Below are 18,302 nucleotides of genomic sequence, written 5' to 3' on the forward strand. Positions count from 1 at the left end.
GTGTACCAATTATGGAAAAGCAAGTGAGAGTGCGCTATGCGCCAAGTCCAACAGGACACTTACATATCGGAAATGCGCGTACGGCATTATTTAATTATTTATTTGCTCGTCATTTAGATGGCAAGTTTATTATTCGTATTGAAGATACTGATGTAAAACGTAACGTGGCTGGTGGAGAAGAAAGCCAATTAAAATACTTAAAATGGCTCGGTATGGACTGGGATGAAGGTGTTGATGTTGGCGGTGAATTTGGACCATATCGTCAAACAGAGCGTTTAGATATTTATAAAAAATTATATCTAGATTTATTAGAGCGTGGTTTAGCTTACAAATGTTATATGACAGAAGAAGAGCTAGAAGCAGAGCGTGAAGGACAAATTTCTCGTGGTGAAACACCTCGTTATGCAGGTAACCACCGTGATTTAACTGAAGAACAAATGAAAGAATTTGAAGCTGAGGGACGTATTCCGAGTATTCGTTTCCGTGTACCAGCTAATCGTGATTACACATTCAAAGACATCGTAAAAGACGAAGTTGCATTCCATTCAAATGATTTTGGTGATTTTGTTATCGTGAAAAAAGATGGAATCCCAACTTATAACTTTGCGGTAGCAGTAGATGATCACTTAATGGAAATTACACATGTACTTCGTGGTGATGATCATATTTCAAACACGCCAAAACAAATGATGATTTATGAAGCTTTCGGTTGGGATATCCCACAATTCGGTCATATGACTTTAATTGTAAATGAAAGTCGTAAAAAATTAAGCAAGCGTGATGAATCTATTATTCAATTTATTGAGCAATATAAAGAGCTTGGATATCTTCCAGAAGCAATCTTTAACTTTATTGCGCTATTAGGTTGGTCACCAGTAGGTGAAGAAGAAATCTTCTCTAAAGATGAGTTTATCAAAATGTTTGATGCAGCTCGTTTATCAAAATCACCTGCATTATTTGATTCTCAAAAACTAAAATGGATGAACAACCAGTATATGAAAAAGCAAGATTTAGATACGGTTGTAGAGTTAAGTTTACCGCATTTAGTGAAAGCTGGACGTGTGGGAGAAACTTTAAGTGAACAAGACCAAGATTGGATCCGTGGTGTAATTGCTTTATACCATGAACAAATGAGTTTTGGAGCTGAAATTGTAGAGCTTTCTGAAATGTTCTTCAAAGATCATGTTGATTATGAAGAAGAAGGACAAGAAGTATTAAAAGGTGAACAAGTACCAGAAGTACTTCGTGCATTTGCTGGTCAAGTAGAAGCACTAGAAGCGATGGAACCAGCAGCAATTAAGGCGGCTATTAAAGCAGTTCAAAAGGAAACAGGTCATAAAGGTAAAAACTTATTTATGCCAATCCGTGTTGCAACTACTGGTCAAACACATGGTCCAGAGCTTCCGAATGCTATTGCACTTCTTGGAAAAGAAAAAGTTTTAAATCGTCTTCAAAAAGTAATTGGTTAACATTTTCTAGGTTTAGAAATATAATAAGTATACTTAAAACCTAATAAGGAAAAGCGACGAGAAGGAGAAGTAGAAAATCAGGCTTTTTACAGAGAGAACCACCTTTAGGCTGGAAGTGGTTTATAAGCGGATTTTTGAAATGCCCCTTCGAGTCTTCTGCTGAACAGTAAATTGTTTTGCGAAACGTCTTAGGGCGTAAAGTAAGCAGAAGCGGTGTACACCGTTATCAGAGATGAGTTTGAGGCTTTTTTAGCCTAAACAGAGTGGAACCGCGCTTATAAGGCGTCTCTGTCAATATGACAGAGGCGTCTTTTTTTATACCGTAAAACTGGGTATGAGTATAAATTTTATCTACGTGTATAAAGATTTAGGGAGATAAGTAGGGAGTTAGTTCATTCGAAAAAGCAGCCCATAAAGGGGAGGGAACGTCGATGTTTAAGAGGCTTCGGGAAGATATTGAAGTCGTTTTTGAACAGGATCCAGCGGCAAGAAGTTATTTCGAAGTCATTTTGACTTACTCTGGATTACATGCAGTTTGGGCCCATCGAATTGCACATGCTTTTTATAAAAAAAATTTCTTCTTTATTGCACGTTCGATCTCACAAGTTAGTCGTTTCTTTACTGGCATTGAGATTCATCCAGGAGCAACAATTGGTCGTCGTTTTTTCATAGACCATGGAATGGGGGTTGTAATTGGAGAAACGTGCGAAATTGGTGATAATGTAACGATCTATCAAGGGGTTACATTAGGTGGTACGGGTAAAGAAAAGGGAAAGAGGCACCCTACAATTCAGGATAATGTATTAATTGCAACAGGTGCTAAAGTACTAGGTTCTATTACAGTTGGAGAGAATTCTAAAATTGGAGCAGGTTCTGTCGTATTAAAAGAAGTCCCTGCACATTCTACAGTTGTAGGTATACCTGGCCGAGTCGTTATTCAAAATGGAGTAAAAATCGGTCAAGAATTAAATCATTCTGACCTTCCAGACCCAATTTTTGATAAGTTAAAGGTCATGGAAGTAGAACTTGATAAATTGAAAAAACAACTTGAAGTAAAGGTAGAAAGGAAGGATAAAAATGACTATTCACATTTATAATACGTTAACACGTCAAAAGGAAGAGTTTACTCCATTAGAAGAAAATAAGGTAAAGATGTATGTGTGTGGACCTACAGTTTATAACTATATTCACATTGGGAATGCAAGACCACCTATGGTATTTGATACGGTACGCCGTTATTTAGAATATAAAGGGTATGATGTGCAGTATGTGTCCAACTTTACTGACGTAGATGATAAATTAATTAAAGCAGCAAATGAATTAGGTGAAGATGTGCCGACAATTGCTGACCGTTTCGTTGAAGCGTACTTTGAGGATGTAACGGCACTAGGTTGCAAACACGCAACAGTTCATCCGCGTGTAACGGAAAATATGGATATTATTATTGAATTTATTCAAGAACTTGTGAATAAAGGATATGCATATGAATCAGAAGGTGATGTGTACTTTAGAACGAAGGAATTCGAAGGATACGGTAAATTATCGCATCAACCAATCGCAGACTTACGTCACGGTGCGCGTATTGAAGTAGGAGAAAAGAAACAAGACCCTCTTGATTTTGCTTTATGGAAAGATGCTAAAGAAGGAGAAATCTTCTGGGAAAGCCCTTGGGGGAAAGGTCGTCCAGGCTGGCATATTGAATGCTCGGCAATGGCACGTAAATACTTAGGAGATACAATCGATATTCATGCTGGTGGTCAAGACTTAGCATTTCCTCATCATGAGAATGAAATTGCGCAGTCTGAGGCGTTAACTGGAAAAACATTTGCACGTTACTGGATGCACAATGGATATATTAATATTAATAATGAGAAGATGTCTAAGTCATTGGGGAACTTTATTTTAGTTCACGATATCATTAAGCAATATAATCCGCAGTTAATTAGATTCTTTATGCTATCGGTACATTACCGTCATCCAATTAATTTCAGTGAAGAGTTATTACAAAGCACAAATAACGGACTGGAAAGAATTAAGACGGCTTACGGTAACTTAAAACACCGTATGGAAAGTAGTACTGATTTAACAGACCATAATGAGAAATGGTTAGCGGAACTGGAAAAATTCCAGACTGCATTTGAAGAAGCGATGAATGATGACTTCAACACTGCTAATGCAATCACTGAGTTATATAATGTGGCAAATCATGCGAATCAATATTTACTGGAAGAACATACGTCTACAGTGGTAATTGAAGCATACGTAAAACAACTTGAAACATTATTTGATATTTTAGGGTTAGAATTAGCGCAAGAAGAGTTGCTTGATGAAGAAATTGATGCACTTATTCAAAAACGCATTGAAGCTCGTAAAAATCGTGATTTTGCATTATCAGATCAAATTCGCGATGACTTAAAAGACCGTAATATTATTTTAGAAGATACCGCTCAAGGTACAAGATGGAAAAGAGGATAAGAATGATTGATGCAAAGCAATTAAACAGCTTAGCGTTAGCATACATGGGTGATGCGGTATATGAACAATATATCCGCTATCACCTACTTCAAAAAGGGAAAGTTCGCCCTAATCAATTACATCGATTAGGGACAAGCTTTGTTTCAGCAAAAGCACAGGCGAAAGTTGTTTATCATTTATTAGAGACGGCGTTTTTGACAGAGGAAGAAGAGGCGGTATTAAGAAGAGGACGTAATGCAAATTCAGGTACAGTTCCAAAAAATACGGATGTACAAACATATCGACATAGTACAGCCTTTGAAGCGCTAATTGGTTATCATCATTTATTAAATAACCGTGAAAGATTAGACGAAATTGTATATAAGGCTATTGCAGTTTTAGAAGAAAAGGAAGGGGGCACATCATCATGAGTAGTGAATATATTATCGGACGTAACCCTGTAATTGAGGCGTTACGATCAGGGAGAGATATAAATAAAATTTGGATCGCAGAAGGTGCTGCCAAAGGACAAGTACAGATTGTACTAGCGTTAGCGAAAGAAAATAAGGTTATTTTACAACATGCACCAAAGAAAAAGTTAGATCAATTAGTTGAGGGTAATCATCAAGGTGTAATTGCTCAAGTAGCTGCATATCAGTATGCGGAGTTAGAAGAGTTATTCAAAGTGGCAGAAAAACGTAATGAAGATCCATTCTTCTTAATTTTAGATGAGATTGAAGATCCGCATAACCTAGGTTCTATTATGCGTACTGCTGATGCGACAGGAGCTCATGGAATTATTATTCCAAAGAGAAGGGCTGTGGGGCTTACAGCGTCAGTTGCGAAAGCATCAACAGGAGCGATTGAATACATTCCTGTTGCGCGCGTAACGAACTTATCCCGTACAATTGATGAATTAAAAGAACGTGGACTTTGGATTGCTGGTACAGATGCCAAAGGGAAAACGGATTACCGTAATTTAGATGGTAAAATGCCAATTGGGTTAGTAATTGGTAGTGAAGGAAAAGGTATGAGTCGTATTATTGGTGAAAAGTGTGATTTCCTAATCACTCTACCGATGGTTGGTAAAGTTACATCCTTAAATGCTTCCGTAGCCGCAAGTTTGTTAATGTATGAGGTATATCGTAAACGTCACGAAATTGGTAAATAAAAGATGAACGATATTTTAATCGTTGACGGTTACAACATTATCGGAGCTTGGGGAGATTTGAAGAAACTGCGGGATGTAGATTTACAATCATCAAGAGATGCACTTATTGATAAGATGGCGGATTATCAAGGTTATACAGGTACAAAAGTGATGATAGTCTTTGATGCCTATACAGTACATGGTATTGAAAAAAAGATGAAACAATCTCGTGTGGAAGTAATATTCACACGAAAGAATCAAACTGCAGACGAAAAGATAGAGCAGCTTGCGATAGAGCTTAGAAATATAAATACACGAATATATGTTGCGACTTCTGATTACACGGAACAATGGGTTATATTTGCGCAAGGTGCCCTTCGGAAATCTGCGCGTGAATTAGAGTTGGAAGTACAGGCAATGGAGCAACAAGTAAGAAGGCGTACAAAAGACACGAAAGAACAGCAACCCGCCATGCGAAAGATATTTAGTAAAGATATTACAGAAAAATTAGAAAAATTAAGAAGAGGAGAGCGTTGAAGCATTGACGCTCTTTGTCTTTTTACTGTATAATATTGCTAAATAAATAGCGGTCGGAGGGATCAAGGTGGAAGCAGGCTTCGTAAGTGTAGGCGACGTTACATTTCGTGATTTAGAGGATGAGGCAATCGTTGAGTTAGTTCGAAAAGGTAATACTGACGCTCTAGAATATTTAATTCACAAATATAAGAACTTTGTTCGCGCGAAATCAAGATCTTACTTTTTAGTGGGTGCCGATCGAGAAGATATTGTTCAAGAAGGTATGATAGGATTGTTTAAAGCAATTCGTGATTATAAAGAGGACAAGCTGTCTTCATTCAAAGCATTTGCTGAACTGTGTATCACTCGACAAATTATTACCGCTATTAAAACGGCAACAAGGCAAAAACATATTCCCTTAAATTCGTATGTGTCTTTAGATAAGCCGATTTACGATGAGGAATCTGATCGAACATTATTGGATGTTATTTCTGAAGCGAAGGTAACTGATCCTGAAGAGATGATTATTAGCCAAGAAGAATATACAGACATAGAATCAAAAATATCAGAATTATTAAGCGATTTAGAAAGAAAAGTACTTTCTTTATATCTAGATGGGCGTTCTTATCAAGAGATTTCAGAACAGTTAAACAGACATGTGAAATCTATTGATAACGCTTTACAGCGGGTGAAGAGGAAATTGGAACGATATATGGAAATGCGAGAAAGTACAACTTTAAATTCATAACAAATAACAAGTGCAACAGGTGTAAAATAAATCACCTGTTTTCTTTTGTAGACAGTACAAAATGCATGTCATTGACATTGTCTTTTATTGTATGATACATTTTTAGGGACATAATGTTACAAGGTTGGTGTAACTAATGAGGAAAAAAGTTGTACTCTCATGTGAAGAGTGTAAAAATCGAAACTACTCTACTATGAAAGATACGAGCTCAATAGAGCGACTTGAAATAAAAAAGTTTTGTAAAACATGCAATCAGCATACAGTTCACAAGGAAACAAAATAAATAATTGAAATAATACACTGGAGGTCCCGCAGATGCGTTTAACGAACTTTTTCGGCGATGTAGGTCGCGAAATGAAAAAAGTAAGTTGGCCTAAAAAAGATGAATTACTCCGCTCAACAGCGACTGTTGTTGCTACAGTTGTGTTCTTTGCGATTTTCTTCGCAGTAGTTGATATGGGCATTTCTTCTTTAATTCGGTTAATTCTTGGTTAATTCTTGAATAAGAAGCACTTATCCATGATATAATGTTATTTATAAGAACTGTGTAAAAGCCCGGTGAACGGGTTTTTTCATTTGCGCAAAAAAATGTACGTCAGGGAGGGAAGGACGCTCGTCCTAAATGAATGGAAAAAAGTTGGTATGTTGTCCATACTTATTCTGGATATGAAAATAAAGTAAAAGCAAACCTAGAGAAGCGTGTAGAATCAATGGGTATGCAAGATAAAATTTTCCGTGTTGTTGTCCCGGAAGAAGTAGAAGTAGAAATGAAAAACGGAAAAGAAAAATTAATGAAAAGAAAAGTGTTCCCAGGTTATGTATTAGTAGAATTAATCATGACTGATGATTCTTGGTATGTTGTACGTAACACGCCGGGTGTAACTGGGTTCGTTGGTTCTTCTGGTTCTGGATCTAAACCATCACCTCTATTAGAAGAGGAAGTTGTTACCATTATGAAACATATGGGAATGGACAACGAAGTGGTTGATTTCGACTTTGAACTTCATGAGACAGTACGTGTAAATGAGGGGCCATTCGCAGATTATACAGGTGCTATTGAAGAAATTGATGTGGAGAAGAAAAAGGTTAGCGTACTTGTGGACATGTTTGGTCGCGAGACTCCAGTTGAACTTGACTTCCATCAAATTGAAAAATTATAAAATGAAACTTGAAATGAATTGTAAAAAGTGATAATATCTTTTAAGTCAGTACGTCTTCGTTATCGGAGACGTTTTTTGAAAGATTTTATCCTTACAGATAAAATATGACGTGGGAGGGCAAATCACTGTCCAATTGACCACATCACGGACTTAAGGAGGTGTGTCTCGTGGCTAAAAAGGTAATTAAAATGGTAAAGCTTCAAATTCCTGCAGGTAAAGCTAACCCAGCTCCACCAGTTGGTCCAGCATTAGGACAAGCAGGTGTTAACATCATGGGCTTCTGTAAAGAGTTTAACGCTCGTACAGCAGATCAAGCTGGTCTTATCATCCCTGTTGAAATTACGGTATTTGAGGACCGTTCATTCACTTTCATTACTAAAACTCCTCCTGCTGCTGTTCTTCTTAAGAAAGTAGCTGGTATTGAGTCTGGTTCTGGTGAACCAAACCGTAATAAAGTGGCAACTGTTAAGCGTGATAAAGTACGCGAAATCGCTGAAACTAAAATGCCTGACCTAAACGCTGCTAGCGTAGAAGCTGCAATGCGTATGGTTGAAGGTACTGCACGCAGTATGGGCATCGTTATCGAAGACTAATTCGATTTGTTTTTAAAAAAGGTTGCGGGTCTGGAATTCCAATTCGCAACCTTTATTATCGTAAATGATTATTGTTTTTAAATAAATGGATGGCGCTCATCCTCAGGTTATACCTGAAAACAGGCGTAAACGTGGGAGGTTATTCCGCTAAAACCACATTCGAGGAGGAAATAAAAATGGCTAAAAGAGGTAAAAAGTACGTAGAAGCTGCAAAGCTTGTTGATCGTGCATCTGCTTACTCTGCAACAGAAGCAGTAGAATTAGTAAAGAAAACAAACACAGCTAAATTTGATGCAACTGTAGAAGCTGCATTCCGTTTAGGTGTTGACCCTAAGAAAGCTGACCAACAAATCCGTGGTGCAGTTGTTCTTCCACACGGTACTGGTAAAGTACAACGTGTATTAGTGTTCGCTAAAGGTGAAAAAGCTAAAGAAGCTGAAGCTGCTGGCGCTGACTTCGTAGGCGATACTGATTACATCGGTAAAATCCAACAAGGTTGGTTCGATTTCGATGTAGTAGTAGCAACTCCTGACATGATGGGTGAAGTTGGTAAACTTGGTCGCGTATTAGGACCTAAAGGTTTAATGCCAAACCCTAAAACTGGAACAGTTACTTTCGATGTAACTAAAGCTGTTAACGAAATCAAAGCTGGTAAAGTTGAATACCGCGTTGATAAAGCTGGTAACATCCATGTTCCAATCGGTAAAGTATCTTTCGAAGATGCTAAATTAGTAGAAAACTTCAAAACAATCGCTGACACTTTATTAAAAGTTAAGCCATCTGCTGCAAAAGGTACTTACATGAAGAACGTAACAGTTGCTTCTACAATGGGACCTGGCGTACGCGTAGACGTTTCTACATTAGCGTAAAAATTGGAAGTTGACTTCATAAAGAAGATTTAATATAATCATTTATGTTGTGAATTTAAATAGTGTACCGTAGACAGTAGGTGTCAATAGACTTAATTTCCTACCTAGGTGTTAATATACGAAACGGAATTTTTTTCTGTGACTATATGCCTCCATGTCTACAAGTTGGGCATGGAGGTTTTTAGTGCACTTTCGGTACATCTTCTATATAATCTACAGGAGGTGTAATAACATGAGCAAAGTAATCGAAACTAAACAACAAGTTGTAACTGAAATCGCGGACAAACTTCGTGCTAGTAAATCTACAATTGTTGTTGACTACCGTGGTTTAACAGTTTCTGAAGCAACAGAATTACGTAAGCAATTACGTGAAGCTGGCGTTGAGTTCAAAGTTTACAAAAACTCTCTAACTCGTCGTGCTGCAGAATCTGCTGAAATGGCTGAGTTAAACGAATTCTTAACAGGACCAAACGCAATCGCGTTCAGTAACGAGGATGTAGTTGCTCCTGCGAAAGTATTAAACGACTTCGCTACAAAACATGAAGCTTTAGAAATTAAAGCGGGCGTAATCGAAGGTAAACTTGTAACACTTGATGAGGTTAAAGCAATCGCTACTCTTCCATCACGTGAAGGCTTACTTTCTATGCTTCTTAGCGTTCTTCAAGCTCCAATCCGTAACCTTGCACTTGCTACTAAAGCAGTTGCAGAACAAAAGGAAGAGCAAGGCGCTTAATTTTTTAAAAGATAATTACTTGTTATCTATAAAACAATACAAACCTATTTAAGGGAGGATATTTACAATGACTAAAGAACAAATCATTGAAGCAGTTAAATCTATGACTGTATTAGAACTTAACGACTTAGTAAAAGCTATCGAGGAAGAATTCGGCGTAACTGCTGCTGCTCCTGTAGCTGTAGCTGGTGGCGCTGGTGAAGCTGCTGCTGAAAAAACTGAGTTTGATGTAGTACTTGCAAGTGCTGGCGCTCAAAAAATCAAAGTTATCAAAGCTGTACGTGAAATCACTGGTCTTGGCTTAAAAGAAGCTAAAGAATTAGTTGACAACACTCCAAAAGCAATCAAAGAAGGCGTTTCTAAAGAGGAAGCTGAAGAAATGAAAGCTAAACTTGAAGAAGTTGGCGCTGCTGTAGAAGTTAAGTAATTAACTTTTGATGCTTTAAAAAAAGCTCGCTCTCATGCGAGCTTTTTTTTTAACTGTAAAGAAAAGAGGTGGCCATATGGCAGACCATTATTTTTCTAACGACCCTTCTAGTAAAAGTGATCGTAAACGATGGGAATTTCCACTTCGTGGATCTCAATTTACTTTTTTATCTGACCATGGGGTGTTTTCGAAAAACGAGGTGGACTTTGGTTCTCGTCTTTTAATTGAAGCGTTTCAAATGCCGGATATTAAAGGTGATATATTAGACGTAGGTTGTGGATACGGTCCTATTGGTTTGTCGTTAGCGAAAGAGTTTCAAGGTTGTGAAGTTCACATGGTGGATGTGAATGAAAGGGCGCTTGGGCTTGCGAAAGAAAATGCCGCTAATAACAGAATCGAGAATATACGTATTTTTCAAAGTAGCGTCTATGAAAATGTAGATGGCGAGTATGCTGCTATTCTATCTAACCCTCCAATTCGTGCGGGTAAGGATATCGTACATGAGATTTTAGAAAAAGCTGTGGAGTATTTAGTTCCAGGTGGAGAACTTTGGATTGTTATTCAAAAGAAGCAAGGTGCACCATCTGCGCTGAAAAAACTAGAAGAAGTATTTTCTGAAGTTGAGATTGTAGAAAAGAAAAAAGGATATTATATCATAAAATCAAAAAAACGTTGACGGTTATTTTTGGCTATGTTAACATTATACAATGCCAATATATGATTTTCTGCGTTGAGAAAGATGTATATTTTTGTTTCTCTTGGAAAAGATAGTAAAATCAGTAGATTATGAAACAGAATGATGGTTTTCTTATAGAAGCCATTTTTCTTTTTTGAGCAGGTAGAAAGACTCAACGTATTTATCTTTAAGAGAAAAAGACTACGCTAATAGCAGTAGTTGTATTTATTTGTGATTTTGCACAAATTTTTTTGTGCATTTATAATACTCATGATTTGAGGGGTGAAGCAGTTGACAGGTCAACTAGTTCAATACGGACGCCACCGCCAACGAAGAAGTTATGCCCGTATTAGTGAAGTATTAGAGTTACCAAATCTTATCGAAATTCAAACCTCTTCTTATCAGTGGTTTCTTGATGAGGGTTTGCGAGAAATGTTCCAAGACATTTCTCCGATTGAAGACTTTACGGGAAATCTATCGCTTGAATTTATCGACTACAGCTTAGGTGAACCTAAATACTCTGTAGACGAATGCAAAGAGCGTGATGTGACGTATGCAGCACCACTTCGTGTAAAAGTGCGTCTAATCAACAAGGAAACTGGTGAAGTAAAAGAACAAGATGTGTTCATGGGAGATTTCCCACTCATGACAGAGACTGGAACATTCGTAATTAACGGTGCAGAACGTGTTATCGTTTCCCAGTTAGTTCGCTCTCCAAGCGTATACTATAGTGGCAAAGTGGATAAAAACGGAAAACGTGGTTTTACTGCTACTGTAATTCCAAACCGCGGAGCTTGGTTAGAGTATGAGACAGATGCTAAGGATGTTGTATATGTGCGTATTGACCGTACGCGTAAACTTCCTGTAACTGTTTTGTTACGCGCATTAGGGTTTGGCTCTGATCAAGAAATCACCGAGCTTTTAGGTGATAACGAATACTTAAGCAACACATTAGAAAAAGACAACACAGATAGTACAGAAAAAGCATTGCTTGAAATTTATGAGCGTCTACGTCCTGGTGAACCACCAACAGTAGAAAATGCTAAGAGCTTACTTGTGTCTCGTTTCTTCGATCCAAAGCGCTACGATTTAGCAAATGTAGGTCGCTATAAGATCAACAAGAAGTTACACATTAAAAACAGATTGTTTAATCAACGTTTAGCTGAAACATTAGTGGATCCAGAAACTGGTGAAATTTTAGCGGCAGAAGGAACAATCTTAGATCGTCGTACACTTGATCGCATTTTACCTTACTTAGAGAAAAACATTGGATTCAAAACAGCGAAACCAATGGGTGGAGTGGTAGAAGGCGATGTTGAGCTGCAATCTATTAAGATTTATGCTCCTGAGTCGGAAGGCGAACGTGTAATTAATGTAATTGGTAATGCAAATATTACTCGTGATGTGAAACACATCACACCAGGTGATATCCTTGCTTCTATCAGTTACTTCTTCAACCTACTATACAAAGTAGGGGATACAGATGATATTGACCATTTAGGAAACCGTCGTCTGCGTTCTGTTGGAGAACTATTACAAAATCAATTCCGTATCGGTCTTTCTCGTATGGAACGTGTTGTTCGTGAGAGAATGTCGATCCAAGATACAAATGCAATTACACCACAGGCGCTAATTAATATTCGTCCTGTTATTGCATCTATTAAAGAGTTCTTCGGAAGTTCTCAGTTATCTCAGTTCATGGACCAAACAAATCCATTAGCAGAGTTAACTCACAAACGAAGACTATCTGCATTAGGACCTGGTGGTTTAACGCGTGAGCGCGCAGGCTTTGAAGTACGTGACGTTCATTACTCCCACTACGGTCGTATGTGTCCGATTGAAACACCAGAGGGACCAAACATCGGTTTGATTAACTCATTATCTTCGTTCGCGAAAGTAAATGAGTTTGGTTTCATTGAAACACCATATCGTCGTGTTGACCCAGAAACTGGTCTTGTAACAGGGCATGTTGATTATTTAACAGCAGATGAAGAAGATAACTATGTTGTAGCCCAAGCGAATATGAAATTATCTGATGAAGGTGAATTCCTAAGTGAAGATATCGTAGCTCGTTTCCGTGGTGAAAACATTGTCACAAATAGAGAACGCATCGACTACATGGATGTATCTCCAAAACAAGTAGTGTCGGCAGCGACAGCTTGTATTCCGTTCTTAGAAAACGATGACTCTAACCGCGCACTTATGGGAGCGAACATGCAACGTCAGGCGGTTCCGTTAATGAATCCGGAATCTCCGATTGTAGGTACAGGTATGGAGTACGTATCAGCAAAAGACTCAGGTGCTGCAGTAATCTGTAAACATCCTGGTGTTGTTGAGCGCGTAGAAGCACGTGAAGTTTGGGTACGTCGCTATGTAGAAGTTGACGGTCAAACAGTAAAAGGCGACTTAGATCGCTACAAAATGCAAAAATTCATTCGTTCTAACCAAGGAACTTGTTACAACCAACGTCCAATCGTAAGTGTTGGAAATGAAGTTGTAAAAGGTGAAATCCTTGCGGATGGTCCTTCTATGGAATTAGGTGAACTAGCACTTGGACGTAACGTGCTTGTTGGCTTCATGACTTGGGACGGTTATAACTACGAGGATGCGATCATCATGAGTGAGCGCCTTGTAAAAGATGATGTGTACACTTCTATTCATATTGAAGAATATGAATCAGAAGCTCGTGATACGAAGCTTGGACCAGAAGAAATTACACGTGACATTCCAAATGTTGGGGAAGACGCATTACGTAACCTTGACGAGCGCGGTATCATTCGCGTTGGTGCTGAAGTAAAAGATGGAGATTTACTTGTTGGTAAAGTAACACCTAAAGGTGTAACAGAATTAACAGCTGAAGAACGTCTATTACATGCTATCTTTGGAGAAAAAGCGCGTGAAGTACGTGATACATCACTACGTGTACCACACGGTGGTGGCGGTATTATCTTAGACGTAAAAGTATTCAACCGTGAAGATGGCGATGAATTGCCACCAGGCGTGAATCAACTTGTACGTGCATATATCGTTCAAAAACGTAAAATTTCTGAAGGTGACAAGATGGCCGGACGTCACGGTAACAAAGGTGTTATTTCTCGTATTTTACCAGAAGAAGATATGCCTTACTTACCAGACGGTACGCCAATCGATATCATGTTAAACCCATTAGGGGTACCATCTCGTATGAATATCGGTCAGGTATTAGAGCTTCATCTTGGTATGGCAGCAAGATACCTGGGCATTCACATTGCAACACCAGTATTCGATGGTGCTCGTGAGGAAGATGTTTGGGGCACAATTGAAGAAGCTGGTATGGCAAATGACGCGAAAACAATCCTGTATGACGGACGTACTGGTGAACCATTCGATAACCGCGTATCTGTTGGTGTCATGTATATGATCAAACTTGCGCACATGGTTGACGATAAACTTCATGCTCGTTCTACTGGACCATACTCACTTGTAACGCAGCAACCTCTTGGAGGTAAAGCTCAGTTCGGTGGACAGCGTTTCGGTGAGATGGAGGTTTGGGCACTTGAAGCTTACGGTGCTGCTTATACTCTTCAAGAAATCTTAACAGTGAAGTCTGATGATGTTGTTGGACGTGTTAAGACTTATGAAGCAATTGTTAAAGGCGAAAATGTTCCAGAACCAGGCGTTCCTGAATCATTCAAAGTATTGATTAAAGAGCTGCAAAGTTTAGGTATGGACGTTAAAATGATGTCTAGCGACGATACAGAAATTGAAATGCGTGATACAGAAGATGACGATGATCATCAATCAGCAGATAAATTGAATGTCGAAGTTGAGACAACTAAGGAATAATTGGGATAACCTGTAGACTAAAAGGGAGGTAGGCCCCTTGATAGATGTAAATAACTTTGAATATATGAAGATTGGACTTGCTTCACCTGACAAGATTCGTTCTTGGTCATACGGTGAAGTTAAGAAACCAGAAACTATTAACTATCGTACGTTAAAGCCTGAAAAAGATGGCTTGTTCTGTGAGCGTATTTTCGGACCACAAAAGGACTGGGAATGTCATTGCGGAAAATACAAACGTGTACGTTATAAAGGTGTAGTTTGTGATCGATGTGGCGTTGAAGTAACGCGTGCAAAAGTACGTCGTGAACGTATGGGTCATATTGAATTAGCTGCTCCTGTATCTCATATTTGGTATTTCAAAGGTATCCCGAGCCGCATGGGACTTGTCTTAGACATGTCCCCTCGCGCGCTTGAAGAAGTAATTTATTTCGCTTCTTATGTTGTAACAGAAAGTGGAGATACACCACTTGATAAGAAGCAATTACTTTCTGAAAAAGAATACCGTGCATATCGTGATCGATATGGTAGCACATTCCAAGCTGCTATGGGTGCAGAAGCGATTAAAAAGCTACTACAAGACATTGATTTAGATAAAGAAGTAGACTTCTTAAAAGAAGAATTAAAAACAGCACAAGGACAACGCCGTACTCGTGCTATTAAACGTCTAGAAGTATTAGAAGCATTCCGTAACTCTGGAAATGAACCATCTTGGATGATCTTAGATGTTCTACCAGTTATCCCACCAGAACTACGCCCAATGGTACAGTTAGATGGTGGACGTTTTGCTACTTCTGACTTAAACGACTTATATCGTCGTGTAATTAACCGTAACAACCGTTTAAAACGTCTATTGGACCTAGGTGCTCCAAGCATTATCGTTCAAAACGAAAAACGTATGTTACAAGAAGCTGTAGATGCATTAATTGATAATGGTCGTCGTGGCCGTCCAGTAACTGGACCAGGTAACCGTCCATTAAAATCACTATCTCACATGCTTAAAGGTAAACAAGGACGTTTCCGTCAAAACTTATTAGGTAAACGTGTTGACTACTCTGGTCGTTCTGTAATCGTTGTAGGACCGAACTTAAAGATGTACCAATGTGGATTACCGAAAGAAATGGCGCTTGAACTGTTCAAACCTTTTGTTATGAAAGAATTAGTTGGAAAAGGGTTAGCACACAACATTAAGAGTGCGAAACGTAAAATTGAGCGTGTACACCCTGAAGTTTGGGACGTTTTAGAATCTGTGATTAAAGAACATCCAGTACTTCTAAACCGCGCACCAACACTTCACCGTCTTGGTATCCAGGCGTTTGAACCTACATTAGTAGAAGGTCGCGCAATTCGTCTTCACCCACTTGTATGTACTGCATACAACGCGGACTTTGACGGTGACCAAATGGCGGTTCACGTTCCGTTATCATCAGAGGCACAAGCAGAAGCTCGTATTCTTATGTTAGCGGCACAAAACATCTTGAATCCAAAAGACGGAAAACCAGTTGTTACTCCATCTCAGGATATGGTATTAGGTAACTACTACTTAACACTTGAGCGTGAAGGCGCAATCGGTGAAGGTATGGTCTTCAAAGATGCAAACGAAGCAATACTTGCATATCAAAATGGATATGTACATCTGCACACACGTGTTGCAGTTGCTGCAAGTTCAGTAAATAACGTAACGTTTACTGAAGAGCAAAAAGGTAAGCTTCTATTAACAACAGTTGGTAAATTAATATTTAACGAAATCTTACCAGAGTCGTTCCCTTATATTAATGAACCGACAAACTCAAACCTTGAAAAAGAAACACCAGCGGAATATTTCGTTGAAAAAGGTGCGAACATTAAAGAAATTATTGCTAGTCGCGAAGAAGTGGCGCCATTTAGCAAGAAGATCCTTGGTAACATCATTGCGGAAGTGTTCAAACGTTTCCAAATTACAGAAACGTCTCGCATGCTTGACCGTATGAAAAACTTAGGGTTCAAGTACTCTACAAAAGCTGGTATTACAGTTGGGGTATCTGACATTCTTGTATTAGGCGAAAAAGATGAAATTCTCCACGAAGCACAAGCAAAAGTAGATAATGTAATTAAACAATTCCGTCGCGGTTTAATCACGGAAGAAGAACGTTACGATCGCGTTATCTCTATTTGGAGTAATGCAAAAGATGTTATCCAAGGAAAACTGATGAAATCCTTGAATAAACGCAATCCAATCTTCATGATGAGTGACTCAGGTGCCCGTGGTAACGCATCTAACTTTACTCAGCTTGCTGGTATGCGTGGTCTGATGGCCAATCCATCTGGTCGTATCATCGAACTTCCAATCAAATCGAGTTTCCGTGAAGGTTTAACAGTACTTGAGTACTTCATCTCTACGCATGGTGCGCGTAAAGGTCTTGCCGATACAGCACTTAAAACTGCCGATTCTGGTTACTTAACACGTCGTCTTGTAGACGTTGCACAAGATGTAATTGTCCGTGAAGATGATTGTGGAACAGATCGTGGTCTATTAATTGGTGCGATTAAAGAGGGTAATGAAGTAATTGAGTCATTATATGATCGTCTTGTTGGACGTTTTGCAAGAAAAACTGTAAAACATCCTGAAACAGGTGAAGTATTAGTTAGTGAAAACCAATTAATTACTGAAGATATCGCTCATATCGTTGAAAATTCGGGTGTTGAAACTGTAAATATTCGTTCAGCGTTTACGTGTAACACTCGCCATGGTGTATGTAAGAAGTGTTACGGTCGTAACTTAGCAACTGGTACAGACGTAGAAGTAGGAGAAGCGGTAGGTATTATCGCAGCTCAATCTATCGGTGAGCCAGGTACACAGTTAACGATGCGTACATTCCATACAGGTGGGGTTGCCGGAGATGATATCACTCAAGGTTTACCTCGTATCCAAGAGATCTTCGAAGCTCGTAATCCGAAAGGTCAGGCAGTTATCAGTGAAATCGACGGTGTTATCGCAGCGATCAACGATGTTAAAGATCGCCAAGAAGTAGTTGTACAGGGTGAAGTTGAAGCTCGTACGTATGCTATTCCTTACGGTGCTCGTCTGAAAGTAACTCCAGGACAGCCAATTAGCCACGGTAAAGAGTTAACAGAAGGTTCTATTGATCCGAAAGAATTACTAAAAGTAACGGACATTACAGCAGTTCAAGAATACTTATTACGTGAAGTTCAAAAAGTATACCGTATGCAAGGGGTAGAAATTGGTGACAAACACGTAGAGGTAATGGTACGTCAAATGCTACGTAAAGTTCGTGTAAGTGATGCAGGTGAAACAGACGTATTACCAGGAACATTACTAGATATCCATCAGTTTACTGATGCGAATGCGAAGGTGTTACTGAAAGGTAAACAACCAGCGACAGCTAGACCTGTTCTACTTGGTATTACAAAAGCTTCACTTGAAACTGATTCATTCTTATCTGCAGCATCATTCCAAGAAACAACTCGTGTCTTAACTGATGCAGCAATTAAAGGTAAACGTGATGAGCTTCTAGGATTGAAAGAGAACGTTATTATCGGTAAACTTGTTCCTGCTGGAACAGGTATGAATCGTTATCGCAAAGTGGATCTTGTAAAAACAACACAAGATAACATGAATGTAGAAAACGATGAGATTTATGTGGAACAGTAAAATTTTCCGTCGTAAATTTTGTATAAAAACATC

Annotated in this window: 17 protein-coding genes and 2 other annotated features; all 17 genes read left to right on the plus strand. The window is 38.8% G+C overall.

Going from position 1 to position 18,302, the window contains the following annotated elements; translation table 11 throughout:
• Positions 1–11 precede the first annotated feature (11 nt).
• The 17 genes from gltX (at position 12) to rpoC (ending at position 18,269) form a co-directional block, all read left to right on the plus strand.
• On the plus strand, positions 12–1,469 hold the full coding sequence (gene gltX, locus MHH27_RS00555) for a glutamate--tRNA ligase (protein WP_000415150.1): 1,458 nt from the start codon (positions 12–14) through the stop codon (positions 1,467–1,469).
• Positions 1,470–1,516: 47 nt separating this feature from the next.
• Positions 1,517–1,762, plus strand: a binding site (T-box leader).
• Between the two features lie 138 nt (positions 1,763–1,900).
• Positions 1,901–2,566, plus strand: coding sequence for a serine O-acetyltransferase (gene cysE, locus MHH27_RS00560; RefSeq protein WP_090978618.1), 666 nt, complete (start codon positions 1,901–1,903; stop codon positions 2,564–2,566).
• Positions 2,547–3,944 carry a cysteine--tRNA ligase gene (gene cysS / locus MHH27_RS00565; protein ID WP_000152272.1) on the plus strand — a complete coding sequence of 466 codons (1,398 nt, stop codon included), beginning with the start codon at positions 2,547–2,549 and terminating at the stop codon, positions 3,942–3,944. Before cysE ends, cysS begins: the two co-directional genes overlap by 20 nt.
• Before the next feature lie 2 nt (positions 3,945–3,946).
• Positions 3,947–4,354 carry a Mini-ribonuclease 3 gene (locus MHH27_RS00570; RefSeq protein ID WP_000564261.1) on the plus strand — a complete coding sequence of 136 codons (408 nt, stop codon included), beginning with the start codon at positions 3,947–3,949 and terminating at the stop codon, positions 4,352–4,354.
• Positions 4,351–5,094 carry a 23S rRNA (guanosine(2251)-2'-O)-methyltransferase RlmB gene (rlmB, locus tag MHH27_RS00575; protein ID WP_000093765.1) on the plus strand — a complete coding sequence of 248 codons (744 nt, stop codon included), beginning with the start codon at positions 4,351–4,353 and terminating at the stop codon, positions 5,092–5,094. The genes MHH27_RS00570 and rlmB overlap by 4 nt, the downstream gene beginning before the upstream one ends.
• A 3-nt stretch (positions 5,095–5,097) precedes the next feature.
• On the plus strand, positions 5,098–5,610 hold the full coding sequence (locus MHH27_RS00580) for an NYN domain-containing protein (RefSeq protein WP_000997887.1): 513 nt from the start codon (positions 5,098–5,100) through the stop codon (positions 5,608–5,610).
• A 67-nt stretch (positions 5,611–5,677) separates the two neighbouring features.
• Complete coding sequence (locus tag MHH27_RS00585) at positions 5,678–6,337, plus strand: RNA polymerase sporulation sigma factor SigH (RefSeq protein ID WP_000387198.1); 660 nt, start codon at positions 5,678–5,680, stop codon at positions 6,335–6,337.
• A 136-nt stretch (positions 6,338–6,473) separates the two neighbouring features.
• On the plus strand, positions 6,474–6,620 hold the full coding sequence (gene rpmG, locus MHH27_RS00590; protein WP_014481927.1) for a 50S ribosomal protein L33: 147 nt from the start codon (positions 6,474–6,476) through the stop codon (positions 6,618–6,620).
• Between the two features lie 32 nt (positions 6,621–6,652).
• Complete coding sequence (gene secE / locus MHH27_RS00595; protein ID WP_001241323.1) at positions 6,653–6,832, plus strand: preprotein translocase subunit SecE; 180 nt, start codon at positions 6,653–6,655, stop codon at positions 6,830–6,832.
• 131 nt (positions 6,833–6,963) lie between these two features.
• The gene (gene nusG, locus MHH27_RS00600; RefSeq protein WP_000415794.1) at positions 6,964–7,497 is read left to right on the plus strand and encodes a transcription termination/antitermination protein NusG; all 534 of its coding nucleotides are present in this window, start codon (positions 6,964–6,966) and stop codon (positions 7,495–7,497) included.
• 167 nt (positions 7,498–7,664) lie between these two features.
• Positions 7,665–8,090: a 50S ribosomal protein L11 gene (gene rplK, locus MHH27_RS00605; RefSeq protein ID WP_001085872.1), complete on the plus strand. Its 426-nt coding sequence runs from the start codon at positions 7,665–7,667 to the stop codon at positions 8,088–8,090.
• A 176-nt stretch (positions 8,091–8,266) separates the two neighbouring features.
• A complete protein-coding gene (gene rplA / locus MHH27_RS00610; RefSeq protein WP_002094239.1) occupies positions 8,267–8,959 on the plus strand; it encodes a 50S ribosomal protein L1 in 693 nt (230 codons plus the stop codon).
• A 49-nt stretch (positions 8,960–9,008) separates the two neighbouring features.
• Positions 9,009–9,152 (plus strand) — a sequence feature (ribosomal protein L10 leader region).
• A gap of 39 nt (positions 9,153–9,191) precedes the next feature.
• Positions 9,192–9,692 carry a 50S ribosomal protein L10 gene (rplJ, locus tag MHH27_RS00615; RefSeq protein WP_000048718.1) on the plus strand — a complete coding sequence of 167 codons (501 nt, stop codon included), beginning with the start codon at positions 9,192–9,194 and terminating at the stop codon, positions 9,690–9,692.
• Between the two features lie 67 nt (positions 9,693–9,759).
• Complete coding sequence (gene rplL / locus MHH27_RS00620; RefSeq protein WP_000159737.1) at positions 9,760–10,119, plus strand: 50S ribosomal protein L7/L12; 360 nt, start codon at positions 9,760–9,762, stop codon at positions 10,117–10,119.
• A 76-nt stretch (positions 10,120–10,195) separates the two neighbouring features.
• Positions 10,196–10,795, plus strand: coding sequence for a class I SAM-dependent methyltransferase (locus MHH27_RS00625; protein WP_000763269.1), 600 nt, complete (start codon positions 10,196–10,198; stop codon positions 10,793–10,795).
• A gap of 291 nt (positions 10,796–11,086) precedes the next feature.
• Positions 11,087–14,620, plus strand: a complete 3,534-nt coding sequence (rpoB, locus tag MHH27_RS00630) for a DNA-directed RNA polymerase subunit beta (protein ID WP_000147553.1) — start codon at positions 11,087–11,089, stop codon at positions 14,618–14,620.
• Positions 14,621–14,657: 37 nt separating this feature from the next.
• The gene (rpoC, locus tag MHH27_RS00635; RefSeq protein WP_000567943.1) at positions 14,658–18,269 is read left to right on the plus strand and encodes a DNA-directed RNA polymerase subunit beta'; all 3,612 of its coding nucleotides are present in this window, start codon (positions 14,658–14,660) and stop codon (positions 18,267–18,269) included.
• The last annotated feature ends 33 nt before the right edge of the window (positions 18,270–18,302 follow it).

The sequence above is a fragment of the Bacillus sp. FSL L8-0152 genome (genome assembly GCF_038006365.1).
In the GTDB taxonomy this organism is placed as follows: Bacteria; Bacillota; Bacilli; order Bacillales; family Bacillaceae_G; genus Bacillus_A; species Bacillus_A cereus.

Bases quoted from the DNA above. Each gene is read 5' to 3' on its own strand.
- rplJ (WP_000048718.1), top strand. From the start codon at position 9,192: ATGAGCAAAGTAATCGAAACTAAACAACAAGTTGTAACTGAAATCGCG.
- secE (WP_001241323.1), top strand. From the start codon at position 6,653: ATGCGTTTAACGAACTTTTTCGGCGATGTAGGTCGCGAAATGAAAAAA.
- rpmG (WP_014481927.1), top strand. From the start codon at position 6,474: ATGAGGAAAAAAGTTGTACTCTCATGTGAAGAGTGTAAAAATCGAAAC.
- cysS (WP_000152272.1), top strand. From the start codon at position 2,547: ATGACTATTCACATTTATAATACGTTAACACGTCAAAAGGAAGAGTTT.
- gltX (WP_000415150.1), top strand. From the start codon at position 12: ATGGAAAAGCAAGTGAGAGTGCGCTATGCGCCAAGTCCAACAGGACAC.
- rlmB (WP_000093765.1), top strand. From the start codon at position 4,351: ATGAGTAGTGAATATATTATCGGACGTAACCCTGTAATTGAGGCGTTA.
- nusG (WP_000415794.1), top strand. From the start codon at position 6,964: ATGGAAAAAAGTTGGTATGTTGTCCATACTTATTCTGGATATGAAAAT.
- MHH27_RS00580 (WP_000997887.1), top strand. From the start codon at position 5,098: ATGAACGATATTTTAATCGTTGACGGTTACAACATTATCGGAGCTTGG.
- cysE (WP_090978618.1), top strand. From the start codon at position 1,901: ATGTTTAAGAGGCTTCGGGAAGATATTGAAGTCGTTTTTGAACAGGAT.
- rplA (WP_002094239.1), top strand. From the start codon at position 8,267: ATGGCTAAAAGAGGTAAAAAGTACGTAGAAGCTGCAAAGCTTGTTGAT.
- rplL (WP_000159737.1), top strand. From the start codon at position 9,760: ATGACTAAAGAACAAATCATTGAAGCAGTTAAATCTATGACTGTATTA.
- MHH27_RS00570 (WP_000564261.1), top strand. From the start codon at position 3,947: ATGATTGATGCAAAGCAATTAAACAGCTTAGCGTTAGCATACATGGGT.
- MHH27_RS00625 (WP_000763269.1), top strand. From the start codon at position 10,196: ATGGCAGACCATTATTTTTCTAACGACCCTTCTAGTAAAAGTGATCGT.